Source organism: Streptomyces sp. NPDC091279, from assembly GCF_044757465.1.
In the GTDB taxonomy this organism is placed as follows: domain Bacteria; phylum Actinomycetota; class Actinomycetes; order Streptomycetales; family Streptomycetaceae; genus Streptomyces.
This window is the reverse complement of sequence record NZ_JBIVVA010000018.1, coordinates 93,235-116,245: the sequence shown is the minus strand read 5'-3', so window position 1 is coordinate 116,245 and position 23,011 is coordinate 93,235. Positions and strand designations below refer to the sequence as shown.

Sequence of the window (23,011 nt, the reverse complement as noted above, 5' to 3'; positions counted from 1 at the left end):
TTCGCGCGAATGGTTGTACGAGTGGCGTGTTCGATGCCAACGCCGTTTCCCGGTAGGGCCGTTCAGAATTCCGGAACGGAGACACCGCCGACGCCGAGTACGCCGAACCCGCCTCAGTCGCCTGTGCCGGCTTCGCCACCTTCGTCATACTCGTCGTCCTCGTCATCTCCCCATTCGGGGCCGGGAATCCGGGCGCCCCGGCTCTTCGCGACGCGGTGGACCTCGCGCAACGAATTCACCAAGCACCCTGACAGGTAACGCAGTTGCTCGGAGGTCACCTTCTCCCCGGCGAGCAGATCATCGGCGTGTTCGAGGAGTTCGGCGGCCATCTCCAGTTGCTCACACTCGACGTGGTCGGCCATGCGGGAGATGCGGCCGGTGCCGCCCCCGACGACGTAGGCGGGCTTGCCGTTCACGGTCCACGGGAGGAGTCGCTCGGTCTGCGACCGCCCCGCGATCACGCGGTCCCGCCGGGGCGGCTGGTGGTGGGGCGGGCGATACGGTGGTTCATGTCGTCAACTCCGTTGGTTTCGTTGGTGACTACGCCCCCGGACCGGTCGCACGGTCGCGGGGGTATTGCCTTCTGTAGCGATCAATTCACAGAGTGAGACGGGTGCGGCTAGGCTCGCCAGGGGGTCCACGGTGACCTGGAGTTCGTCACAAAGGAGTGGCCATGGCCAGCACATACGGTGAATGGCTGAAGGAACGACGCGAAGCAGCCGGGCTGACACAACAGCAGCTCGCCGACCTGACATTGATGACGCGGTCGCACATCGCGCATATCGAGGCGGGGCGCCGCTTTCCCTCGGAGGAGGACGCACGCCGACTGGACATGGCCCTCAAGACCGGGAATGTGCTGGCTACTTTCCGACCGGGGCGCGACCTATCAACCGCCGACTATTTCGAGTCGGCCCGAGTGCTCGAACAGCAGGCGGTGATGATCCGAGAGTTCGCCCTGTCGTTCGTCCCCGGCATCCTCCAGACGGAGGGGTATGCACGTGCGGTCCTGAACAGGCCGTTTCCTCGGGTGAGCGAGGAGGAGTGTGACACGCGCGTCAGCACACGTCTTGAGCGCGCGAAGATCCTCGACGATCCGATGACACCGGCAGTATGGGCGCTGCTGGACGAAGCAGTTCTACGACGCCAGATCGGTGGGCCAGGTGTCATGGCCGAGCAACTCGACCATCTCGTGCGGCTCGGCAAGAGTGGCCGAGTCCAGGTGCATGTGTTGCCGTTCTCCTTGGGCTTCCATCCGCTCCTGAGCAACATGGTCACCCTGATGTGGTTCGAGGACCAGCCGCCTACGGCGTACAGCGAAGGCCTTCACATGGGGAAGCTTCATGAAACCCCGTCCGTGATCCAAGATCTGCAACATCGCTACGCTTTTGCGCTGGGCAACGCACTACCGCTCAAGGAATCACTGGCCCTACTCAGCACGACAGCAAGGGACTACGAACGCGATGACCAACCGAAGGATTTCTGACGCGGCAGCGCTGAAGGGTTGGCGGAAGTCGTCCTACAGCAACGACCAAGCTGGCAGCTGCCTGGAGGTCGCAGATGACCACCCCATCGGCGTCCCGGTCCGCGATTCCAAGGTCCCGCACGGACCCGCGCTCCTCTTCCCGGCCGCCGCCTGGGCATCGTTCGTCCAGGCAGTCAAGGCATAGCTCGCTCCAACTAGGGCCCATGGCAAAGGAGTTACGACCGGAATGACTGAACACACCATCTCGGCCCCAGGCACCCTCCAGGGCTGGCGCAAGTCCTCCTACAGCGCTAACGACGCGGGCACTTGTGTCGAAGTCCTCGACAACTACCCCACCGGCATCCCCGTCCGGGACTCCAAAGTGCCGCATGGGCCCGCGCTCCTCTTCCCGCAGGCCGTCTGGGCGCCGTTCATCCAGGCGGTCAAGGGGTGACCTTCTGTCGGCGTCGATCCGGCTTCCCGCAGGGCCGTGGCTTCTGGTCCGGGCTCACCGCCTCGGGGGGCGCGCTCGGCGCAGTGGTTAGCCTGGGAGGGCTTGGCAACGTTCGGGTGCCTCGCTGAACTGGAGCCGTGTTTCCCGTGCCCACAATCTCGGTGGTGACCGCTGTCTACGACGGCGGTCACTCTTTTCTGGCTGAGGCTCGCGCCTCGCTGGAGCGTCAGGTCCTCCCGCCCGGGTGGGCGCTGGAATGGCTGGTCCAGGAGGACGGACTCACCGGCGAGCCGTTGCGCGCACTGCCCGACGCACCCTGGATCTCCAAGGGCTCGTGCCGCAAGGGCGGAGCCGCGGTGGCCCGCACGGTCGCGCTGTCCCGGGCCACCGGCGACATCGTCCGGGCGCTCGACGCCGACGACCTGCTCACCCCGGGAGCGCTCTCCCGGGACATCAGCGCGTTGGCTCGGGCCAGGACGGAGTGGTGCATCTCGTCCTGTCTGGACCTCCTGCCCGACGGGTCGCTCCTGCCCGGCCCCTACGACCCGCAGGAAGGACCGCTGGAGTTCCGGGAGTTGATGGCCGGTTTCACCGCGGACCTGTTCCCGGTGGTGGGCACGCATCTGGCCGTGCGAACCGGCCTGCTGCACGCGCTGGGAGGCTGGCCGGCCCTGCCCGCCTGGGAGACGATCGCGCTGGTGCTGCGCTGCGCCGCGGTGGCTCCGGGGTGGATGATCTCCGAGCCGGGCGGCATCTACCGGAAGCACCCGGAACAGACGACCGCGAGGTCGGAGTACGGGGGAACCACGGACTTCGCCGCGCTCAAGTCCCTGATCACGCACCAGGCACTGGCCTGCGCGACTCCCCCGTGGGCCCCCGGAGAAGAGCGTCACTCACCCGTCACAGAACCGCGAACGCCTCCTCCACCGCCTCACAGGTGACGGCCACCTCCTCCTCCGTGACCGTCGCGGCGACGAACCAGCACGCCATGCCGTAGGCGTTGGCGTGGACGCCGCGCTTGAGGAGTTCGTGGCGGAAGGCGTGGTAGCGGGCCTGGTCGGCGTGGAGCAGGTCACGGTACTGCCGGGTCGGCGCGCCGGCGGGCGTGAACACCGTCTGGAACATCGCCCCGACGCCCTGCACGGAACAGGGGATGCGCCGGTCGTGGGCGGCCCGCTGGATGGTCTCCATGATGCGGCGGCCGGTGTCCTCGATGCGCTTGGTGGTCTCCGGCCGGTCCAGCCGGCGGAGCGTGATCAGGGCCGAAGTGGCGCACAGGGGTGAGGAGTTGTAGGTGCCGCCGTGTTTGACGTGGCCCTGCGCCAGGGGTTCCATCACGTGCCGTCGGCCCGCGAAGGCGGCGATGGGCAGGCCGCCGCCGAGGGCCTTGGAGAAGACGGCGAGGTCGGGTTCGACGCCGAACATCGCCTGCGCTCCGCCGGGTCCGGTGCGGAACCCGGTGCAGACCTCGTCGAAGACGAGCACGATCCCGCGCGCGGTGCACTCGTCCCGCAGCAGCTCCAGATAGCCCGGATCGGGCATGGTGCAGGCGTTGTTGGCGACGATCGGTTCGCAGATGACGGCGGCGAGTTCGGCGCGGTGCGCGTCGAGGGCGGCGCGCAGGGCCTCGGGGTCGTTCCAGGGGCAGACGATGACGTCGTCGACGACGCCGGCGGGGATGCCGGGTGAGTGCGGGACGGCGTGCGGGGTGGCGTAGGGGCCCGCCTCCTCGACACCGGGCCGGTTGGAGATCGCCAGCGTGTCCGACCAACCGTGGTAGTGGCCCTCGAACTTGAGGATCTTCGCGCGCCCCGTGTACCCACGCGCCGCCCGCACCGCGCCCTGCACGGCCTCGCTGCCCGAGTTGGCGAACCGCACGAGGTCCGCGCAGGGCACCATGTCCCGTATCTGCTCGGCGAGTTCGACCTCCGGGGTGTTGCAGGTGCCGAACATGGTGCCGGAGCGCAGGACATCGGTGAGGGCGTCGGTCAGCTCGGGCGGGGCGTGGCCGAGGATCGCGCTGCCGTAGGAGATGAGGTAGTCGATGTAGCCGTTGCCGTCGACGTCCCGGATCTGGGTGCCGGAGCCGCTGACCATGTAGAGCGGGTAGGGGTGCGGTCCGGTCGACGTCAGCCGGGACGAGGAGCTGACGCCCCCGGCCAGCGAGGCCCGGGCCCGCTCGAACCAGGCCCTGCTTCCGTCCGTTGCGCCCACCGTCCGTATGTGGCCATTCATGAGCAACTCCCGTTTCGGTACAGGGCTGTTGGGCACGCTCGGAGAACCTTTCGTAGGCGGTCGGCACGCGGTGCGCGTGCGATGCGCAGGCGAGAAAACGTCGGTGAAGAGGACGGGTGGGGCGTGGACGTGGGTACGGACATCGGCAGAGGGACCGTGATCGTCACCGGGGCGGGCAGCGGCATCGGGCGGGCCTGCGCCCTTGGCCTGCTGGCGGACGGCTGGACGGTGGCCCTGGTCGGCCGACGCGAGCAACTCCTCAAGGAGACCGCCGAGTTGGCCCCGGCCGCCGTTTCGGACCGGGCGATCCCACTGCCGGCCGACATCACCGACGCCGCCTCGGTGGACGACCTGTTCGACCAAGTCGTCGCCCGGTTCGGCCAGTTGGACGTGGTGTTCAACAACGCCGCCGACACCATGCCGTACACCCCCATCGAGGACGTGGGCGTCGAGGACTGGCATCGCGTGCTGGACTCCATCGCCACCGGGACCTTTCTCTGCTCCCGGGCCGCGTTCCGGGTGATGAGACGGCAGACTCCGCGCGGCGGGCGGATCATCAACAACGGCGCCCCCTCCGCCCAGGCGCCCCGCCCGGACTCCGTCGCGTTCACGGCGGCCAAGCACGCGGTGGCGGGGCTGACCCGGGCGTTGTCCCTGGACGGCCGCGCCTACGACATCTCGTGCGGCCAGATCGACATCGGCAACGTCACCCCGCCCGACCGGCCGCAACCGGCGGTGCTGCAAGCCGACGGGTCACGGCGGGTCGAACCCACCATGGACGTGCGGCACGTCGTCGACATGGTGCGGGCCATGGCCGCCCTGCCCCGGGGCGTGAACATCCAGTCCGTCCTGGTCATGCCCAGCGCCATGCCCTACGTGGGACGGGGATAGCCCGGCCACGTACGCCTCGAACCAGGCGCCGGGCACCAGTTCCCCGCCCCGCGCCCAGGCGAGCATCCGGTGCAGCCCGTCCAGGTGGATCAGGCCCGAACGGACCGTCAGGGACGCGTAGTCGGGGCCCGAGACCGGCCGCGCGCTCAGGAACAGCGGGAGCCGGGCCGCCGTCCGCTGCCGGGCGAGCTTGAACGCGCACATCGGATTGGAGCGCGCGTACGCCCCGCCGAGCGCCGCGAGCCGCTCCGCCGCGGCGGCCACGGTGAGCCCGGTGGGAGGAACGAGTTCCACCTCGCCGGCCTCCCCCAGATGCCAGGGCAGCAGCACGCCCCGCACCTCCGGCCCCGCCAACCGCACCCGATGCCACCGCCCGCCCAACTCCCGTTGCGCCTTGCGGACATGACCCTCGGCCTCGTCGTTGGTGTTGCCCGGGTCGGAGGCGTCGAAGGGATGCTCACGGGCGAACCGGCGCATCACCTCGTCGAAGGAGACCGCCTCAAGCACCCTCACGCGCCCCGCCTCCCCACCGTCGCCGCACCCGCACCCGCACCGGTCGCACGCGCTGCCATCGCCGCACCCGCACCCGTCACACCCCCCACCGCCGCCGCAGCCGCCGTTTCATAGGTGCTGAAGTGGCGTTCGGCGAACAGGTCCGGGTGTCCGGCATCCAGGCCGCGGGCCCGGCCCACCGCCAGCACCTGCCGCCAGTACGGCTTGACCGGCGGCCACCGGGTCCCCGTTCGGCAGTAGGAGCCGTCGATCATGTAACGGTGACCGGCGCAGTCGGAGGGCGCGGCGCGGCGGGTGTGGAAGAGCGCCGAGTGGAGCAGGACGGTGGAGCCCGGCGGCAGTTCGTCGATGAGCACCTCGCCCGGCAGCACGGCCGTGCCCAGGTGGTCGCGGGCGTTCTTCTCGGCGACCTCCCGGTGCGAGCCCGGCAGCACGGCCAGGCCGCCCGCCTCCGGCCGCAGCCCGCCGATGTAGTGCAGGGCGTGGACCATGGGCAGGCGGCGGTCGCGCTGGGGCCGTTGCTCGTAGTCGTGGTGCCAATTCTTGCCGGTGCCCCCGGCCGGGCGCCGGTCGCTGTGCAGGTGGTGAAAGACGAAGGACCCGCCCAGCAGATCAGCGCTGCCGAGCAGGTCCAGTAAGGGCGGGTACGCCGCTAACTCCCCGTGCGCCTCCAGGTCCAGTTCGACCGTCTCCGGTGCGCCGGCGCCCGGCCGTACCGCGTCGATGGACTGCTGACGCCAGCCCGTCTCCACCCACCTGTCCACCTCCGGGAGGAGGCGCTCCGCCAGGCCGCCCGGCAGAAACCCGGGCAGGACCAGGAAGCCGTTCTCGGCGAAGTCCTCGGTCCTGACCCCGTTGCCACGGACATCTCTCACGTACGGGAACCCCCTGGTTCGCTCGGCCGTCATCCCGCAGACACCTCTGCGCTCGCCGTTCCTATCCCGGGCCCGCGTCGATCATGCCCATGACACCAGAAATGGCCAGAAGCGGGCACCGGGGTGCGGGCACCGGCCCCACAGAGCGCCCACGGCCACGCCACAGCCGTTCACCCCGGCCCCGCCCCGCACGGAAACCGGGATTTATGAGGGCCCGGATATGAATCATGAGGGCGTTATTACCGTCCTCTCATCCATCCACAGCCAGCCCCCAGGTTGGCCACAGTCCCCGCCTAACGGCCACCGTCACCGTTCACTGGTGACATCTGCCACCGATCCCCTCTCCCCCACGACCGTGTCCCCCGACTGGGCGCCGCCGGGTCAGCCCGACGCGCCGCCGGACAAGGCACCGCGCTGGTCGCTGCCCGTGCTGATCGCGATCCTGCTGCTGGCGACCGCGCTGTACTCCTGGAACCTGTCCGGCTCCAGCCTCAACAGCTTCTACAGTTCCGCGGTCTTCAGCGGCACGAAGAGCTGGAAGGCGTGGTTCTTCGGCTCGCTCGACGCCGGCAACTTCATGACCGTCGACAAGCCGCCGTTCGCGCTCATGATCATGGGCCTGTCCTGCCGGATCTTCGGCTTCGGGACGTGGCAGATGATGGCGCCCCAGATCGGTGCCGCACTGGGCACGATCTGGATTCTGCACACGTCGGTGAAGCGGACGTTCGGGCACGTGGCCGCGGCGATCGCCGCGCTCGTGCTCGCCCTGACCCCGATCACGGTCGCCATCAACCGCGACAACAACCCCGACACCATCCTCGTGCTGCTGATGGTGGCCGGCGCGGCCCTCGCGCTGCGCGCCACCCGTGACGACAAGCTGCTGCCGCTGATCGGCTCGGCGGTCTGCTTCGGGCTCGCGTTCAACACCAAGATGCTCCAGGGCTACATCGCCCTGCCGGCCGTCTTCGCGATGTACGTGTTCGCCTCCAAGCTCGGCTGGAAGAAGAAGATCGTCAACCTGGTACTGGCCGCCGTCGCGCTGGCCGTCTCCAGCTTCTGGTGGGCCACCGCCGTCTCCCTCGTACCGGCCGACGACCGCCCGTACATCGGCGGCTCGACCGACGGTTCCGCCTGGAACCTGATCATGGGCTACAACGGCCTCGGCCGCGTCCTCGGCGGCGAGGGCAACGGCGGCATGGGCGGCGGGGGCGGCACCTTCGCCGGCACCGCGGGCATCGGCCGGATGTTCAACGACGTCCTCGGCGGCCAGATCTCCTGGCTGATCCCCTTCGCGGGCATCGCCCTGGTCGGCGGTCTGGTCCTGCGTGGCCGGGCCCCGCGCACCGACATCACCCGGGCCGCCCTCATCCTGTGGGGCGGCTGGCTGGTGCTGCACTACCTGACCTTCGCCATGGCCGAGGGCACCATGCACCCGTACTACACGACCGCCCTCGCCCCCGGTATCGCGGCGCTGACCGGCGCCGGTGGCGTCATGCTGTGGCGCGCGTTCCGCAGCGGTGACGCCCGCTGGTCGTGGGTGCTGCCGGCCGCGTTCGCGGTCACCGGGATCTGGGCGATCGTGGTGCTGCGCCGGGCCACCAACTGGAACACCTGGCTGTGGCCGACGATCGGCGTGCTGATGCTCGTCGCGATCGTCGGGCTGTTCGTCTTCCGCTCCGGCAACCGGGCCCGGCTGCTGGCCGCGTCCGTGATCGCGGCGATCGTCGCGGCGCTGGCGGGTCCGACGGCCTACGCGGCCTCGCCGGCCCTCAGCTCGGCCGCCGGTGGCGGCATGGGCGGCTCCAACCCGACGGCGGGCCCGTCGACCGGCGGCGGCTTCGGCGGCGGCGGTCCGGGCGGCGGCCGGGGCGGGCGCGGCGGCATGGGCGGCGGCCAGGGCATGCCCGGCGGCACCCAGCAGGGCGGCGGCCAGGCCGGCGGCGAGGCTCCCGGCGGCGGCCAGGGTGGCATGACCCCGGGCGGCGGCAGTGGCGAGGCTCCGCAGCAGGGCCAGGGCGGCAGCGCTCCCAGCGGTGCGCCGGGTGACGGCACGACCGGCGGCACCGGTGGCCAACAGGGCGGCGCGGGCGGGGAGTTCCCCGGCGGCGGCGAAGCGCCCGGCGGCACCGGCACCGGCACCGGCCGTGGCGGCACGGGCGGCGGTCCCGGTGGCGGCGGCATGGGCGGCGGCCCCGGCGGCGGCGGTGCCAGCACCGAGCTGATCAAGTACCTGGAAAAGCACCAGGACGGCGCCACCTGGATTCTCGCGGTCTCCAACTCGCAGAGCGCGGGCCAGCTGATCCTCAGCTCCCACAAGCCGGTCATCTCCATGTGGGGCTTCACCGGCTCCGACAAGGCGATGACGCTGGCCAAGCTGAAGGAACTGGTCAAGAAGGGCGAGCTGCACTACATCCAGCTCGGTGGCGGCGGCATGGGCGGCAACAGCACCCTGAGCCAGGAGATCACCGCGTGGGTGCAGAAGAACGGCACCGCCGTGAAGGAGAGCGCCTACAGCAAGACCACGACGACGGAGTCGACCTCGACGACGGAGTCCAAGACCGGTGCCGAGTCCGGTTCCAAGACCGGTGCCGAGTCCGGGTCGACCGAGAAGTCCGGGGAGTCCTCCTCGACCTCCAACACGTCGACGCTCTACCGGCTCGACCCGTCGGACGTCGGCTGACCGTCATCTGACCTCACCCTGACGAACTGACACACCCTCAACTGCCCCCGGCCACAAGGCCGGGGGCAGTTCTCATGCCCGACTCCAACCACGCGCCAGTGATCCGTTGCGCCGCCCCCGATGATCCAACCCACCCACTCTTTGGCTGGACTTGACCTTTTCCTGGGTCAACTCGCGTAGATACGACGCGATATGCCGTTCCCCGTCACCCAACGGACACGTCCTGTTTATTTACAAGTACGCATGTGCATGCCAATCTCCCGTCTGCCGCCTCATTCAACCCGCGTAGATGGGACCCCCTTTTATGTTGGCGACGCGCATCCGCCGCTGGAAGTCGGTGGCGTTCACCACCGCCGCCGTTCTGGTCGGCCTGTCAGCCCCCACTCTGACCGCGACCCCCGCCGCGGCCACCACCACCGCGTACGACTCGACGTACTACAAGAACGCGGTCGGCAAGACCGGCACCAGCCTCAAGTCCTCCCTGCACACCATCATCAGCACCGGTGTGACGAAGCTGTCGTACGCGGCGCTCTGGGAGGCCCTGAAGGTCACCGACCAGGACCCGAGCAACAGCAGCAACGTCCGGCTGCTCTACTCCGGCCTGTCCCGCAGCAAGACGCTCAACGGCGGCGACAGCGGCGACTGGAACCGTGAGCACGTCTGGGCGATCTCGCACGGCGACCTCACGACGTCCACCGGACCCGGCACGGACCTGCACCACATCCGCCCGGAGGACGTGGCCGTCAACGGCAAGCGCGGCAACCTCGACTTCGACGAGGGCGGCTCCACCTTCACCAACAGCGGCGGCAGCAAGGTCGACTCGGACTCCTTCGAACCGCGTGACGCGGTCAAGGGCGACGTCGCCCGCATGATCCTGTACATGGCGGTCCGCTACGAGGGCGGCGACGGCTGGGCCGACCTGGAGCCCAACGACAAGGTCGCCAACGGCTCCAACCCGTACATCGGCAAGCTCGCCGTCCTGAAGGCGTGGAGCGCCGAGGACCCGCCGGACTCCTTCGAGGAGAACCGCAACGACGTCATCTACAACACCTACCAGCACAACCGGAACCCGTTCATCGACCACCCGGAGTGGGTCGAGGCGATCTGGTAGGCCGGTACGACCAGTTGGGCTCCCCGTGTTGCCGGGGAGCCCAATTTTTTTGTCCCTCGTACGGGTCAACTAAGTGCCTCTGGGTGCCCGATCCAGGCCCTGGGGACACACGGGGACATAACCTCGGCGCGGGCCCTTCGGGCAGCCGCCGCTGGCTCGTCACCCCCTCCCGGACACCTCTGACCGCCGTCAGGGGTGTCGTGCCGTTCCGCCGCCTGACCCGCACGAAGGAATTCTGAGATGTACGACATGATCGCGAAGCTTCTGGCTGAGGAATTCGGCATCCAGCAGCATCTGGTCACCCCGCGGGCCCACGGCCGTGAACTGGAGCTGGACTCGCTGTCCATGGCCGAGTTGGCGGTCATCGTGACCGACAGGACCGGCGTGCGCATGGAGGACGTCGAACTCTCCCTGGACATGACCCTCGGCGAGATCGCCGAGCGGTTCGACAACGCCCTCCGCGCGAAGGACGGCGCACGGCCGGACGGCACCGCCGCACCGGCACAGTGACGGCGGCCGCGGACCGGGTCGCCGTCACGGGCGTGGGTCTGGTCGGCGCCGGCGGGATCGGCACCGAGGCGAACTGGGCCGCCGTGTGCGCCGGGGTGGGCCTGGCAGAGCGCGCGCCCGAACTGGCCGGCGGGCCGGTGGAGCTGGTGTGCCGGGCGGTGGGGTTCGACGGGGACGCGCTCATCGGACGGCGGTCGGCGCGGCAGATGGACCGGGCCGCGCAGATGGGCGTGGTCGCCGCCCGGGAGGCGACGGCGGCGAGCGGGCTGGCCCCGGGCGAGGTCCCGGCGGACCGCCTCGGGGTCGTGATGGGCACCGGCGGCTCCGGGGTGACCGGCGTCGTCGACGTCCACGAACGGCTGCGGACCGGGCGGGCGGCGACGATCTCGCCGTTGACGGTGCCGCGTTCGCTGCCGGGGGCGTGCGCGGCGGAGATCGCCCTCGACCACGGCGCCTCGGGCCCCAACTTCGCGACGTCGGCGGGGTGCGCGTCCGGGTTGGTGTCGATCGGGGTGGCCGTGCAGATGCTGCGGGCCGGGATCGTGGACGTGATGCTGGCGGGCGGGGCGGACTGTCTGCTGCATCCGGTGCCGTTGGCCGCGTTCGCGCAGATGGGCGTGGTGTCCCGGCGGGTCGACCGGCCCACGGCGGCGGTACGCCCCTTCGACGTGGAGCGGGACGGGTTCGTGGCGGCCGAGGGGGCCGGGGTTCTGGTCCTTGAGCGGGCCGGGCACGCCCGGGCCCGGGGGGCGCGGGTGCTCGCGTGGGTCGCCGGGTACGGGGCGGCGAGCGACGCCCACCACTTCGCGGCCGTGCACCCCGAGGGGCGGGGCGGTGAACAGGCGGCGCGGGCGGCGCTGGCCGACGCCGGGTGGGACGCGGGCGACGTCGATCACGTCAACGCCCACGGTTCCGCGACGCGGGCCGGTGATCTGGCCGAGGCGCGCTGGCTGGCGCGGGTGCTGCCGCACCGGCCGTCGGTGACCGCGACGAAGGCCGTCCTCGGGTACGCCGGGGCCGCGTCCGGGGCGACCGAAGCGGCCCTGACGGTGCTCTCGGTGGCCCGGCGCCGGGTGCCGCCCACCGCCAACCACGAGCGCCCCGAGCCCGGCCTCGACCTGGACGTCGTCACGGGCGACCCCCGTGCCGGACGGACCGCGAGAGCCCTGTGCGTCTCCACCGCCCCCGGCGGCCAGAACAGCGTCCTGGCCGTAGCGGACGTTTGACGGACCATCACTTCCCTTTTGCCGAACGCCAGTTGTAGATCACCACCCTCCCCGTCTCCGTCTCCGTCTCCGTCCCCGACCTCCGATTTCCGATTTCGAGCGAGCTTCCATGAACGTGATGAGCACGGAGCTGTCCGTGCGGGCCCGGGCCACCCGGCTGCTGCTGGGCCTGCGCCGCGCCCCCGACCCGTACGCGGTCTACGAACGGCTGCGCGTCCTGGGCCCGGTGCTGCCGGTGCCCGCGCTGAGCACCGTCGTGCTGTGCGGGTACGACGTCTGCCGCCATGCGCTGCGCTCCCCCGACTTCCTTGTACCGGACACCCGTTGGCGCGACGAGCACACGCCGGGGTGGCGGCGGCATCCGTCGATGGAGCAGTACGCCGCCAGCCTGCTCAACGTCAATCCGCCCGAGCACCAGACGCTGCGGGGCCGTTCCGCCACCCTGCTGACCCGGGCGGCGGTGGACGGACTGCGGGCGACCGTCGAGGAGTTGGCCGAGGACTGTGTGGCCCGGCTCGTGGCCGCCGTCGCCCGGCACGGCTGGGCCGACGCCGCCGAGCAGGTGGCCCTGCGGCTGCCGACCCGCGCCATCTGCGCCCTGCTCGACCTGCCCGACGAGGACGCGGCGGAGCTGGGCGCGGCGATGCTGCGCAACCAGGTGGTCGGCGAACTCTTCCCCTCCGAGGCCGAGTTGAACGAGGCCGACCGGGCCGTGCGGGAGCTGAAGGCCTACTTCCGGGCGCTCGGGGAGCGGGGCCACCCGGGCGCCTGGACGCGGTTCTCGCCGGGCGAGTGCGGGCTGCTGTTGCAGGCGGGCGTCAGCACGACGTTCGCCCTGCTGGGCACGGCACTGTGCGCGCTCCTGAAGGACAACGGCGCCCTCGCGGCCGACCTCGCGGCCCGGCCGGAGCTGATCCCGGGCACCGTCGACGGCTGGCTGCGCGACCGGCCGCCGTCGACCATGGTGAGCCGGGTTCCGCGCCACGATGTCGAGCTGGCCGGGGTGCCGGTCGCGGCCCACACCCATCTGCTGATCCTGATCGCCGCCGCCAACCGTGATCCCGGGGCGCCCGGCCCCCTCTCCTTCGGCCACGGCCCGAAGTACTGCCTCGGCGCCCAGTTGGCGCGCATGGAGGCGATCGCCCTCGTCCGGGCCCTGCTGCCGCACGCCGGGACCTGGCAACTCACGCACCCCACACCGTCGTTCACCGGGTATGTCATCCCCCAGGCCCGCACCCTGAAGGTCACCACCCGGCGCCCTCCGGCCCCCCGCACCCCGCCCGGGCACGACCGCGTGGGACGCCGGACGCCCTGAGACACCGGAGCCGACCGGGCCCCTCGGAGGAGCGAGGAGGCACCGGACCGTGACCGGATCGACCGCCACCTGGTTGGGACAACGGCTGACGCGGAACGTTTCCGCACCCTGAACCAGCGGATGGAAGGAGCCGACCGTGCCGCACGCACGTGAGGTCGCCGTCACCGGCATCGGCATGATCACCCCGGGTGGCCCGACGGCCGAGGAGACCTGGCGGGCCGTGTGCGAGGGCCGCAGCCTGGCCCGTACCGACCCCGAACTGGCCGGGCTGCCGGTGGACATCTCCTGCCGGATCGACGGCTTCGACGCGACCGCCTCGTTCGGACGGCCGTTGGCCCGCCGCCTGGACCGGTTCACGCACCTCTCCCTCGACGCGGCCCGGCAGGCGGTCACCGACGCCAAGCTCGACCCCGCGCACTGGCCGCGCGAACGGGTCGGCGTCGTGCTCGGTGTGGGCAGCAACAGCCTGGAGACGTATGTCAGGGAGTTCACCCTGCTCGGTGAGGGGCGGCCCCGGGCCGTGTCGCCGATGGCGTTGCCGCGCAGTGTGCCGAGCATGGTTCCGGCCGAGGTCGCCCTCGATCTCCAGGTGCACGGGCCGAGTTTCAGCGTGGCCAGCGCCTGCGCGTCCGGGGCGACGGCCATCGGGGTGGCGCGGGATCTGCTGCTCGCCGGGACCTGCGACATCGTGCTCGCCGGGGGCGCGGACTCCGGCCGGGCCCGGATGACGGCCACCTGCTTCGCCCAGATGACGGCCCTGTCCCGGCGCACCGACGATCCGTCCGCCGCCTGCCGCCCCTTCGACGTCGACCGGGACGGGCTGGTGCTGTCCGAGGGGGCCGCCGTGCTGGTCCTGGAGCGTCCCGACGACGCCCGGGCGCGCGGCGCCCACATCCGCGCCCTGCTGCGCGGGTACGGCAGTTCGAGCGACGCCCACCATCCCGTGGCCCCGCATCCCGACGGCGCCGGTGCGGAACGGGCGCTGCGGGCCGCTCTCGCCGACGCCGGGTGCGTTCCGGGCGACGTCGACCACGTCAACGCCCACGGCACCTCGACGCCGGCCGGCGACACGGCCGAGGCGCTGGCCCTGCTGCGCACCTTCGACGGCACGCCGCCGCCGGTGACGTCGACGAAGAGCGTCCTCGGTCACGCCCTGGGCGCGTCAGCGGCGGTGGAAGCGGCCCTGACCGTCCTGACCCTCCAGCAACAGCACATCCCCCCGACAGCCAACCTCCACCGCCAACACCCCGCCCAGGAACTGGACATCGTCACCGCCCACCCCCGCCCCACCCCCATAGACCTGGCAGCCACCAGCTCCTTCGGCTTCGGCGGCCAAAACACAGTACTAATCCTGACCAAGCCATAAGAGCAACCAGCAGGACAGCCCCCGTAAGCGACGCAGGCCCGCTGACCATATGGGGCCCGGCAACGCCCTTAAGGGGCGCGGGGCTGTATCCATCTACGGCTCCGCCGCGCGGGCGCAACCAGCCGACCCGGCCAAACTGCCGACGGCCCGGCAACCCCCTGCTTTTAAGGGGCGCGGGGCTGTATCTATCTACGGCTCCGCCGCGCGGGCGCGACCAGCCAGCCAGGCCTATCCGCCGACGGTCCGGCAACGCCCTGCTTTTAAGGGGCGCGGGGCTGTATCTATCTGCGGCTCCGCCGCGCGGGCGCGACCAGCCAGCCGGGCCTATCCGCCGACGGCCCGGCAACGCCCTGCTTTTAAGGGGCGCGGGGAACTGCGCGACCAGCCCCCACGGCGCCGCAGCCGAAATTCGACCCGTTCGGGACGTGGTCCCACCCGTCAGGGCAGGTGGGTCGGGGCGAACATGCGGAGGAGGGCTGGGAGGACCACCACCGAGGGGCCCGGGGTGCGCAGCGCCGTTGTCAGGTCTGCCTCCAGGGAGCCCGGCGTCGTCCGCACCCCGGGCACGCCGAAGGACTCCGCCAGGGCCACGTAATCCGGCCGAGCCAATTCCGTCGCCGTCGCCTCACCGAACGCACCGTTCATGTACTCGCGCAGAATGCCGTACCCCCCGTCGTCGACGATCAACCACGTGACGTCGAGGGCCAGTTGACGGGCCGTCGCCAGCTCGGCGATGGAGTAGAGGGCACCGCCGTCGCCGGAGACGGCCAGGACCGGACGGGTCGGGTCGGCGACCGCCGCACCGAGGGCCGCCGGGAAGCCATAGCCGAGCCCGCCCGCACCCTGCGCCGAGTGCATGTGGTTGGGCCCCTTGGCGTCGAACGCCGACCACGCCCAGTAGGCCAGGATCGTCATGTCCCAGAACGACGGGGAGTTGGCGGGCAGCGCCCGGCGGACCGACGCCAACACCTCCTGTTCCAGGGTGAGTTCCTGGGCCGCGATGCGGGAGGAGACCTTCGACAGCAGCTCGCGCACGCGACCCCGCACCGACGCGTCCGCACGCCGTTCCACCGTTTCCAGCAGCGCCTGGAGGGCGAGGCGGGCGTCCGCGTGGATGCCGAGCGCCGGGTGGTTGGACTCCAACTTGCCGAGATCCGCCTCGACTTGGATGACCCGGCCGCGCGGGGCGAACGTGTGGTAGTTGGACGAGAGTTCACCGAGCCCGGAGCCGACGACGAGGAGGACGTCCGCGTCCTCCAGGAAGTCCGTGGTGTGCCGGTCCTCCAACCAGGACTGGAGGGACAGCGGATGCTCCCACGGGAACGCCCCCTTGCCGCCGAACGTCGTGACCACCGGCGCGTCCAGCAACTCCGCCAGCTGCCGCAGCTTCTTCGACGCGTCCGCCCGCACCACGCCCCCGCCCGCGATGATCGCCGGACGCCGCGCACGGGACAGCAAGTCGGCCGCCACAGCGGTCAGTTCGGGACGCGGAGGCAGCTCCTCGGGGGTCGCGTCGACCGCCGTCACCGTCGGCAGCAGGGTCTCCGCGAGGAGGACGTCCTGCGGGATCTCCACCCACACCGGACCGTGCGGAGCCGTCAGCGCCGACTTCCAGGCCTCCGCGAGCGCCGACGGGATCTGCGACGGGCTGCGGACCGTGTGCACGGACTTCACCACGCCCCTGAACGAGGCCGCCTGGTCCGGGAGTTCATGGAGGTACCCGTGGCGACCGCCGCCCAGCCCCGCCGTCGGGATCTGGCTGCTGATCGCGAGGACCGGCGCCGACGCCGACGCCGCCTCGTGCAGCGCGGCCAGCGAGGTCAGCGCCCCGGGCCCCGTCGACAGCAGCAGCGGCGCCGCCTCACCGGTGATCCGGCCGTACGCGTCCGCCGCGAACCCCGCGTTGTTCTCGACGCGCAGGCCCACGTACCGCAGATCGGAGCGGCGCAGCGCGTCGAACATGCCGAGCGCGTGCTGCCCCGGCAGCCCGAAGACGGTGGTCGCGCCGAGCCCGGCCAGCGTCTCCACGACCAGGTCGCCGCCGTTGCGCCCCGGGGGCGGGTTCAGGGCGGCGGAGATCTGCGCGGCCGTGGGGCGGAGTTCCAGGTCGTGGTCGTGGGTCACTTCGCTCGGGCCTCGGCAATCTGGCGGGTCATGATCGTGGTCAGTTCGTACGCCGTGTGGGACGCGGCCACCGACGTGATCTCCGCGTGATCGTACGCCGGGGCCACCTCGACGACGTCGGCGGAGACCACGTTGCAGGAGGCGAGTCCGCGCAGGATCTCCAGCAGCTCGCGGGAGGTCAGGCCGCCCGCCTCGGGGGTGCCGGTGCCGGGCGCGTGGGCCGGGTCGAGGCAGTCGATGTCGATGGAGATGTACAGCGGGCGGTCCCCGACGCGCCGGCGCAGCTGGTCGGCGACCTCGTCGGCGCCGCGCCGGTAGACGTCCGCCGACGTGACGATGCCGAAGCCGAGCTTCTCGTCGTCGGTGAGGTCCTTCCTGCCGTAGAGCGGGCCCCGGATGCCGACGTGCGACAGCGCCTCCGTGTCGAGGATGCCCTCCTCCACCGCCCGCCGGAACGGCGTCCCGTGCGTGTACTCCGCCCCGAAGTACGTGTCCCAGGTGTCGAGATGGGCGTCGAAGTGCAGCAGCGCCACCGGGCCGTGCCGCTTCGCCACCGACCGCAACAGCGGCAGCGCGATGGTGTGGTCGCCGCCGAGGGTCATCAACCGGGCGCCGCTGCCCAGGAGTTCGTCCGCCGCCGCCTCGATCGTGTCGACCGCCTCGTCGATGTGGAACGGGTTCGCCGCGATGTCCCCCGCGTCCGCGACCTGCGCGAGGGCGAACGGCGACGCGTCCTGCGCCGGGTTGTAGGGGCGCAGCAGCCGGGACGCCTCGCGGATGGCGTTGCCGCCGAACCGCGCGCCCGGCCGGTAGGAGACACCCGAGTCGAACGGCACGCCCACCACGGCGACATCGGCACGGCCGACCTCGTCGAGCCGGGGCAGCCGGGCGAACGTCGCGGGCCCGGCGTACCGCGGGACGCGGGACGAGTCGACGGGGCCGCGGGGCGTCTCGTTGCCGCTCATGGAGATTCCTTCTTTCCTACGCTTCGTCGCGTATGCCGGGAGGGGGGAGGGGAGGGGAGGGGAGCAGAGTGGTGTGGGGCGTGCGCCGTGGGGCGTGTGGTGTGCGTGTGGGTTACTGCGGGGCCGGGATCTGTCCGTCGGAGGCGGCGGCGGACGTAGGGGCGGCAGTGGCCGTGGGGTCCGGGGTGCCGGGTCCGGCCAGGCGGTCGCGCCAGGCGGCGAGGACGGCCGCGTCGGTCGCGGGGGTGGCGAGGGAGACGGCCACGTAGACCACCAGCGAGGCGGTCAGGCCCAGGTAGACGGGTTCGTTGGCGAGGATGCCGTAGCCCGCCATCAGGCCGACGACGGCGAGCCCGCCGACGACGACGGAGGCGAGCGCGCCCTGCGCGGTGCCGCGCTTCCAGAGCAGGCCGCCGAGGATCGGCACGAGGAGCCCGCCGACGAGCAGGTTGTAGGCGACGGTCAGCGCCTCGACGACGTTGTTGAGGGCGATGGCCGTGCCGATCACGGCGACGCCCATGACGAGGATGAACGCGCGGTTGCCCCGCACCTCGTCGTGGTCGCCGTCGCCCCGGGTGACGGCTCCGCGCAGCCGCGACCAGATGTCGTTGTTGGCGACGGTCGCGCAGGCGATCAGCGCGCCGGACGACGTCGACATCACGGCGGCGAGCGCGGCGGCCAGCACCAACCCCCTGACGCCGACCGGGAGTTCGGCCTTGACGATGGTCGCGAAGGCGTCGTCGGGGCTGGCCAGTCCCGGGTAGAGCACCTTGGCGGCGGTGCCGATGACGGCGCCGGCCAGCGCGTAGAGCAGACAGTAGGTGCCGGCGACCGTGCCGCCGAGGCGGGCCGTGCGGTCGCCGCGCGCGGTGAACACCCGCTGCCAGATGTCCTGCCCGATGAGCATCCCGAACGTGTAGATCAGGACGTACGTGAAGATGGTCTCGCCGCCGATGCCCAGCGGGTCGAAGTACGTGGTCGGCAGGGTGGCCCTCATCTCCGAGAAGCCGCCCGCCTTCACCACCGCGATGGGCAGGAGCAGCAGGAGCACGCCGATCGTCTTCACCACGAACTGGACCATGTCGGTGAGAGTGATCGACCACATCCCGCCGAGCGTCGAGTAGGCGACGACGATCGAGCCGCCGAGGACGATGGCGAGGGTGCGGTTCAGGTCGAAGAGGACGTCGAAGATGGTGGCGTAGGCGATGGTCGAGGTCGTCGCGAGCATCAGGGTGTACGCCCACATGACGACGCCGGAGATGACCCCGGCGCGGCCGCCGTAGCGCAGGTCGAGCATCTCGGAGACGGTGTAGACCTTCAGGCGGGCGATGCGGGCGGAGAAGAACACCGAGAGGGCGAGCAGGCCGAGGCCGATGGTGAACACCATCCACGCCCCGGACAGCCCGTACTGGTAGCCGAGGCCCACGCCGCCGATGGTGGACGCGCCGCCGAGGACGATCGCCGCCATGGTGCCGGAGTACATCGTGGGTCCCAGGCGCCGGCCGGCCACCAGGAACTCGCTCTTCGACCTGGCGCGGCGCATGCCCCACCAGCCCATGGCCAGCATCCCGGCCAGGTAGACGACGATGACGGTGTAGTCGACGGCCATCGGGGGCCTCCTTCGCGCACGTGTCGGTGGCGTGTCGTGCGGGGTGGGTGGGGTGGTGCGGGGGACCTGAGAGCCAGGGGATTCTCAGGGTGGGGTTCTCGGGGTGGTGCGGGGTGGGGTGGTGCGGGGTGGGGTGGTGCGGGGTGGGAGATCTCAGGGTCGGGACTGACACTAGGTGGCCGGAAAGCGACTGCGAAGTGTACGTTTCCTCCATTCCAGGTTCCGTGAGTGGAGGGAACGCACACCATGCCGGAGCTGACCGTGCCGCCCACCCCGCCGGTGCCGCTCGCCGCCCTGCTGGCCCGCGAGGATCTCGCCCTGCGGCAGATCGCGGGCCCGACCGACCCCGGCATCGTGATCCACTCCGCGCACACCTCGGAGATGGCCGACCCGTACCCGTATCTGCTGGGCGGGGAGTTGATGCTGACGGCGGGCGTGCACATTCCGGACGCGGCGGGGTCGGGGACGTACTTCGACGACTATGTCGCCCGGATCGTGGCGGCAGGGGGCGCGGCTCTCGGGTTCGGGGTGGCGCCGGTGCACGACTCGGTGCCGCGTGCGCTGGTGGCGGCCTGCGACGCGTACGGGCTGCCGCTGCTTGAGGTCCCGCCGCAGACGCCGTTCGCCGCCGTGGCCCGTGCGGTGTGGCAGTCGATGGCCCAGGCCAGGCTGGCCGAACTGCGCCGCGTCACGGAGGCCCAGCAGAGCCTGGCCGCCGCCGCCTCCCGCCCGGACCCGGTCCCGTCGGTGCTGCGCCGCCTCGCCCGCCACCTGGAGGGCTGGGCGGTCCTGTACGGCCCGGAGGGCACCGAGATCGCGGCGGAGGGCCACCGCCCACCGCCAGAGGTACGCCGGTCCCTGGCGACCCTGACGGGGGTGGTGAGACCCGGAGGAGGTGCGGGTCAGGGTGCGGGACGTACGGGTCCTACGGGCCACGCCCCCACCCCCGCCCCTGCCCCTCTCTCGTCCCCCGCCCCCGCCCCTCTGTCGTCCCCCGCCTCCGCCACCGACGCCGCCGTGGGGCATCAGCTCGCCGCGTACGCGCTCGGGGCCGGGCGGGGTTTCGTGCTCGGGGTGGCGGGTCCCCGGCGTGACCCCGGGGACCACACCCTCGCGTCGGTCGCCGCCGTGCTGCTCTCCCTGCTCACCGGCGAGCACCAGAGCGGCACGGGCGCGGCACGGGTCTCGGCGTTGGTGCGGCTGCTGCTCGGCGCGGCGGCCGGCGACGTCGCACCGCTCCTCGGGGACGGACCGTGGCTCGTGGTGCACGGGCGCCCGGACACCCGGCGCCCCGACCCGGTGGCCGCCGCCGCCCTGGGCGCGGCCCTCGGATCGGCGTTGGTCGACCAGGGCCAGGACGTCGTACGGGTCCTGGTCCCCGGCGACCGGGAGCCGGGCCCGCAGGAGGGGTGGACGCTCGGCGTCAGCGCCCCGGCCGCCCCCGACGGCTGGCCGGACGCCGACCTCCAGGCCGCCCGCGCGCTGGCCCGCGCCCGCGCCACCCGCACCGACCTGGTCCGGCACGGCGGGCGGCCCGGGTTCGCCGGACTGGTGCCGGCCGAGGAGGCGCGGGCGCACGCGCGGGCCGTTCTCGCGCCGCTCGCGGACTCCCCGGCGCTCGTCGAGACGTTGCGCACCTGGCTCTCCCTGCACGGGAGTTGGGACCGGACGGCGGTCGCGCTCGCCGTGCACCGCAACACCGTGCGCCAACGGGTCACCCGGTGCGCCGCGTTGCTCGCGACCGATCTCGACGACCCGGACGTTCGCATGGAACTGTGGTTCGCGCTGCGGCAACAGTGAGTGACCCATGTCCCAAGCGGGTGGGGGAACGGGTGCCCGCGCCGCCGTCTGCCTCACAATGGACAGCATGCCGATACCCGGGACACCCAGCCGCGCCGAGCTAGTCGACCATCTCGTGAGGACCCGTATCGCGGGCCAGGTGGCCACCCCGCGCGAGAACAACCTCTCCCACTACCGCCAGCTCGCGAACGGCTCCCGCCACTACTGGTTCGGCCTGGAACTCGGCGACCGCTGGACCGACGAGCAGGACGTCCTCGCGGTGATGGCGGAGCGCGCCGGGGTGAACGACGACCCCGAGTACCGGTACGGCCAGGACACCATCGACCCCGAGCTGACCGTCGACGCGCTGGAGCGGATGGCCGAGCGGCTGCGCCGGGCGGCGGACGGGCAGCAGAGCGTGCTGTTCGCGACGGGGCACCCGGGCGGGCTGCTGGACGTGCACCGGGCGACGGCCGCCGCGCTGCGGGCCGCCGGCTGCGAGATCGTCGTCATCCCGGAGGGGTTGCAGACGGAGGAGGGGTATGTGCAGCAGTTCGCCGACGTGGCCGTCCTGGAGCACGGGGCGAGCCTGTGGCACACGCACTCCGGTGAGCCGATGAAGGCGATCCTGACGGGCCTGGAACGCGCTGGACGCCCCCTGCCCGACCTGGTCGTCGCGGACCACGGCTGGGCGGGCTACGCGGGCCAGCACGGAGTCGACGCGGTGGGCTACGCCGACTCCAACGACCCGGCCCTCTTCCTCGCCGAGTCCGAGGGCACGGTCCAGGTGACAGTCCCCCTCGACGACCACGTCCTCAGCCCCAGGTACTACGACCCCCTGACGGCGTACCTCCTGACAGAGGCCAAGCTGGCGTAGAACGCCGTTTTCTAAGGGGCGCGGGGCTGTATCAATCTGCGGCTCCGCCGCGACCAGCCCCCACCGGCCCGCACCCGAAAGACAACCCGCTCCCCTCCCCAGCAAGACCCCCTCCCCTACCCCTCCCGGGGTACCCGGAGTACGCCCTCCTGGATGACGGAGACGGCGAGGCGTCCGTCCTGGGTGTAGATGCGGGCCTGCCCCAGCCCGCGCCCCCCGTACGCCGACGGCGACTCCTGGTCGTACAGCAGCCACTCATCCGCCCGGAAGGGCCGATGGAACCACATGGCGTGATCCAGCGACGCCCCGACCACGTCCCCGACGGCCCACCCACCCCGCCCATGCGCGAGCAGCACAGAATCCAGCAACGTCATGTCGGAGACGTACGTCGCGAGCACGACATGCAGCAACGGATCGTCGTCCAGCTTCCCGTTGCTACGGAACCAGACCTGCGAGTGCGGCTCACGCGGCGCCCCGAACTCCCCGAACGGCGGCTCCTGCGCATACCGCAGATCGATCGCCTCACGGGCTTCGAGGAACTTCTCGACGACGTCGGCCGACAGGTGGTCGTACCCGAGCAGCCGCTCCCGCGAGGTCGGCAGCGTGGCCGGATCGGGCGCGACGGGCATCGGCGCCTGATGATCGAGCCCGTCCTCGTACGCCTGGAACGACGCCGACAGCGTGAAGATCGGCCGCCCGTGCTGGACGGCGACGACGCGCCGGGTCGTGAACGACCGCCCGTCGCGGCTGCGTTCGACGTTGTAGACGATGGGCGCCCCGGGGTCACCGGGCCGCAGGAAGTACGCGTGCAGCGAGTGCGCCGCCCGCTCGGCCGGCACCGTCCGCCCCGCCGCGACGACCGCCTGCGCGGCGACCTGTCCGCCGAAGACGCGGGGGACGACGGCGGACCGTGACCGGCCGCGGAAGATGTTCTCCTCGATCTGTTCGAGGTCGAGCAGATCGAGGAGATCCTGAAGTGCCTGGCTCATAATCACCATTCTCTGTGGCTCTTATGGGCC

At 71.6% G+C, this 23,011-nt stretch carries 20 protein-coding genes and 1 pseudogene; 13 read left to right on the top strand and 8 right to left on the bottom strand.

Annotation, left to right across the window (positions count from 1 at the left end):
- Positions 1-113: 113 nt before the first annotated feature.
- On the bottom strand, positions 114-416 hold the full coding sequence (locus ACIQOU_RS34075; RefSeq protein ID WP_401543570.1) for a hypothetical protein: 303 nt from the start codon (positions 414-416) through the stop codon (positions 114-116).
- A 257-nt stretch (positions 417-673) separates the two neighbouring features.
- Between ACIQOU_RS34075 and ACIQOU_RS34070 the strand changes: the two genes are divergently transcribed.
- From ACIQOU_RS34070 to ACIQOU_RS34055, 4 genes are all read left to right on the top strand, one after another.
- Complete coding sequence (locus tag ACIQOU_RS34070) at positions 674-1,483, top strand: Scr1 family TA system antitoxin-like transcriptional regulator (protein WP_401543568.1); 810 nt, start codon at positions 674-676, stop codon at positions 1,481-1,483.
- Positions 1,461-1,667 carry a DUF397 domain-containing protein gene (locus ACIQOU_RS34065; protein WP_401543565.1) on the top strand — a complete coding sequence of 69 codons (207 nt, stop codon included), beginning with the start codon at positions 1,461-1,463 and terminating at the stop codon, positions 1,665-1,667. Before ACIQOU_RS34070 ends, ACIQOU_RS34065 begins: the two co-directional genes overlap by 23 nt.
- Positions 1,668-1,709: 42 nt before the next feature.
- Positions 1,710-1,916: a DUF397 domain-containing protein gene (locus tag ACIQOU_RS34060; protein ID WP_401543563.1), complete on the top strand. Its 207-nt coding sequence runs from the start codon at positions 1,710-1,712 to the stop codon at positions 1,914-1,916.
- A gap of 164 nt (positions 1,917-2,080) precedes the next feature.
- Positions 2,081-2,857 carry a glycosyltransferase gene (locus ACIQOU_RS34055; protein ID WP_401543560.1) on the top strand — a complete coding sequence of 259 codons (777 nt, stop codon included), beginning with the start codon at positions 2,081-2,083 and terminating at the stop codon, positions 2,855-2,857.
- Here ACIQOU_RS34055 and ACIQOU_RS34050 read toward each other — a convergent pair.
- Positions 2,817-4,151: an aspartate aminotransferase family protein gene (locus ACIQOU_RS34050; RefSeq protein ID WP_401543558.1), complete on the bottom strand. Its 1,335-nt coding sequence runs from the start codon at positions 4,149-4,151 to the stop codon at positions 2,817-2,819. The genes ACIQOU_RS34055 and ACIQOU_RS34050 overlap by 41 nt on opposite strands.
- An 81-nt stretch (positions 4,152-4,232) precedes the next feature.
- Here ACIQOU_RS34050 and ACIQOU_RS34045 point away from each other — a divergent pair, with 81 nt between their 5' ends.
- Positions 4,233-5,042, top strand: a complete 810-nt coding sequence (locus ACIQOU_RS34045) for an SDR family oxidoreductase (protein WP_401543556.1) — start codon at positions 4,233-4,235, stop codon at positions 5,040-5,042.
- A gap of 45 nt (positions 5,043-5,087) precedes the next feature.
- On the opposite strand, the pseudogene ACIQOU_RS34040 reads toward ACIQOU_RS34045, so the two are convergent.
- Positions 5,088-5,519, bottom strand: a pseudogene (locus ACIQOU_RS34040) (DUF6309 family protein); the annotation flags it as partial.
- 32 nt (positions 5,520-5,551) lie between these two features.
- Positions 5,552-6,430 (bottom strand): phytanoyl-CoA dioxygenase family protein, encoded by an 879-nt coding sequence (locus tag ACIQOU_RS34035; protein ID WP_401543553.1) that lies wholly within the window; start codon positions 6,428-6,430, stop codon positions 5,552-5,554.
- A 319-nt stretch (positions 6,431-6,749) separates the two neighbouring features.
- Here ACIQOU_RS34035 and ACIQOU_RS34030 point away from each other — a divergent pair, with 319 nt between their 5' ends.
- From ACIQOU_RS34030 to ACIQOU_RS34005, 6 genes are all read left to right on the top strand, one after another.
- A complete protein-coding gene (locus tag ACIQOU_RS34030) occupies positions 6,750-9,110 on the top strand; it encodes a glycosyltransferase family 39 protein (protein ID WP_401543550.1) in 2,361 nt (786 codons plus the stop codon).
- 304 nt (positions 9,111-9,414) lie between these two features.
- Positions 9,415-10,221 (top strand): endonuclease I family protein, encoded by an 807-nt coding sequence (locus ACIQOU_RS34025; RefSeq protein ID WP_401543547.1) that lies wholly within the window; start codon positions 9,415-9,417, stop codon positions 10,219-10,221.
- A gap of 240 nt (positions 10,222-10,461) precedes the next feature.
- Complete coding sequence (locus ACIQOU_RS34020; RefSeq protein ID WP_401543544.1) at positions 10,462-10,731, top strand: acyl carrier protein; 270 nt, start codon at positions 10,462-10,464, stop codon at positions 10,729-10,731.
- A complete protein-coding gene (locus ACIQOU_RS34015; protein ID WP_401543541.1) occupies positions 10,728-11,957 on the top strand; it encodes a beta-ketoacyl-[acyl-carrier-protein] synthase family protein in 1,230 nt (409 codons plus the stop codon). Before ACIQOU_RS34020 ends, ACIQOU_RS34015 begins: the two co-directional genes overlap by 4 nt.
- Before the next feature lie 118 nt (positions 11,958-12,075).
- Complete coding sequence (locus tag ACIQOU_RS34010; RefSeq protein ID WP_401543538.1) at positions 12,076-13,272, top strand: hypothetical protein; 1,197 nt, start codon at positions 12,076-12,078, stop codon at positions 13,270-13,272.
- A 136-nt stretch (positions 13,273-13,408) separates the two neighbouring features.
- Positions 13,409-14,638 (top strand): beta-ketoacyl-[acyl-carrier-protein] synthase family protein, encoded by a 1,230-nt coding sequence (locus ACIQOU_RS34005; protein WP_401543536.1) that lies wholly within the window; start codon positions 13,409-13,411, stop codon positions 14,636-14,638.
- A 438-nt stretch (positions 14,639-15,076) separates the two neighbouring features.
- On the opposite strand, the gene ACIQOU_RS34000 is transcribed toward ACIQOU_RS34005, so the two are convergent.
- The 3 genes from ACIQOU_RS34000 to ACIQOU_RS33990 all read right to left on the bottom strand — a co-directional run bounded on the left by ACIQOU_RS34000 (position 15,077) and on the right by ACIQOU_RS33990 (position 19,336).
- Positions 15,077-16,762: a thiamine pyrophosphate-binding protein gene (locus ACIQOU_RS34000; RefSeq protein ID WP_401543533.1), complete on the bottom strand. Its 1,686-nt coding sequence runs from the start codon at positions 16,760-16,762 to the stop codon at positions 15,077-15,079.
- Entirely contained in the window at positions 16,759-17,727 is a 969-nt protein-coding gene (speB, locus tag ACIQOU_RS33995) for an agmatinase (RefSeq protein WP_401543530.1), read from the bottom strand. The genes ACIQOU_RS34000 and speB overlap by 4 nt, the downstream gene beginning before the upstream one ends.
- A gap of 112 nt (positions 17,728-17,839) precedes the next feature.
- Positions 17,840-19,336 (bottom strand): sodium:solute symporter, encoded by a 1,497-nt coding sequence (locus ACIQOU_RS33990; protein WP_401543528.1) that lies wholly within the window; start codon positions 19,334-19,336, stop codon positions 17,840-17,842.
- Between the two features lie 246 nt (positions 19,337-19,582).
- On the opposite strand from ACIQOU_RS33990, the gene ACIQOU_RS33985 reads away from it, so the two are divergent.
- Together ACIQOU_RS33985 and ACIQOU_RS33980 are read left to right on the top strand one after the other, a co-directional pair.
- Complete coding sequence (locus ACIQOU_RS33985) at positions 19,583-21,136, top strand: helix-turn-helix domain-containing protein (protein ID WP_401543525.1); 1,554 nt, start codon at positions 19,583-19,585, stop codon at positions 21,134-21,136.
- A 67-nt stretch (positions 21,137-21,203) separates the two neighbouring features.
- Complete coding sequence (locus ACIQOU_RS33980) at positions 21,204-21,992, top strand: phosphatase (protein ID WP_401543523.1); 789 nt, start codon at positions 21,204-21,206, stop codon at positions 21,990-21,992.
- A 116-nt stretch (positions 21,993-22,108) separates the two neighbouring features.
- On the opposite strand, the gene ACIQOU_RS33975 is transcribed toward ACIQOU_RS33980, so the two are convergent.
- Entirely contained in the window at positions 22,109-22,981 is an 873-nt protein-coding gene (locus ACIQOU_RS33975) for an acyl-CoA thioesterase (protein ID WP_401543520.1), read from the bottom strand.
- Positions 22,982-23,011 lie beyond the last annotated feature (30 nt).

Excerpts from the sequence above, each read along its gene's own strand:
- ACIQOU_RS33980 (WP_401543523.1), top strand. The coding sequence starts at position 21,204 with ATGCCGATACCCGGGACACCCAGCCGCGCCGAGCTAGTCGACCATCTC.
- ACIQOU_RS34070 (WP_401543568.1), top strand. The coding sequence starts at position 674 with ATGGCCAGCACATACGGTGAATGGCTGAAGGAACGACGCGAAGCAGCC.
- ACIQOU_RS34020 (WP_401543544.1), top strand. The coding sequence starts at position 10,462 with ATGTACGACATGATCGCGAAGCTTCTGGCTGAGGAATTCGGCATCCAG.
- ACIQOU_RS34065 (WP_401543565.1), top strand. The coding sequence starts at position 1,461 with ATGACCAACCGAAGGATTTCTGACGCGGCAGCGCTGAAGGGTTGGCGG.
- ACIQOU_RS33990 (WP_401543528.1), bottom strand. The coding sequence starts at position 19,336 with ATGGCCGTCGACTACACCGTCATCGTCGTCTACCTGGCCGGGATGCTG.
- ACIQOU_RS33985 (WP_401543525.1), top strand. The coding sequence starts at position 19,583 with ATGCCGGAGCTGACCGTGCCGCCCACCCCGCCGGTGCCGCTCGCCGCC.
- ACIQOU_RS34045 (WP_401543556.1), top strand. The coding sequence starts at position 4,233 with ATGCGCAGGCGAGAAAACGTCGGTGAAGAGGACGGGTGGGGCGTGGAC.
- ACIQOU_RS34010 (WP_401543538.1), top strand. The coding sequence starts at position 12,076 with ATGAGCACGGAGCTGTCCGTGCGGGCCCGGGCCACCCGGCTGCTGCTG.
- speB (WP_401543530.1), bottom strand. The coding sequence starts at position 17,727 with ATGAGCGGCAACGAGACGCCCCGCGGCCCCGTCGACTCGTCCCGCGTC.
- ACIQOU_RS33975 (WP_401543520.1), bottom strand. The coding sequence starts at position 22,981 with ATGAGCCAGGCACTTCAGGATCTCCTCGATCTGCTCGACCTCGAACAG.
- ACIQOU_RS34025 (WP_401543547.1), top strand. The coding sequence starts at position 9,415 with ATGTTGGCGACGCGCATCCGCCGCTGGAAGTCGGTGGCGTTCACCACC.
- ACIQOU_RS34060 (WP_401543563.1), top strand. The coding sequence starts at position 1,710 with ATGACTGAACACACCATCTCGGCCCCAGGCACCCTCCAGGGCTGGCGC.
- ACIQOU_RS34050 (WP_401543558.1), bottom strand. The coding sequence starts at position 4,151 with ATGAATGGCCACATACGGACGGTGGGCGCAACGGACGGAAGCAGGGCC.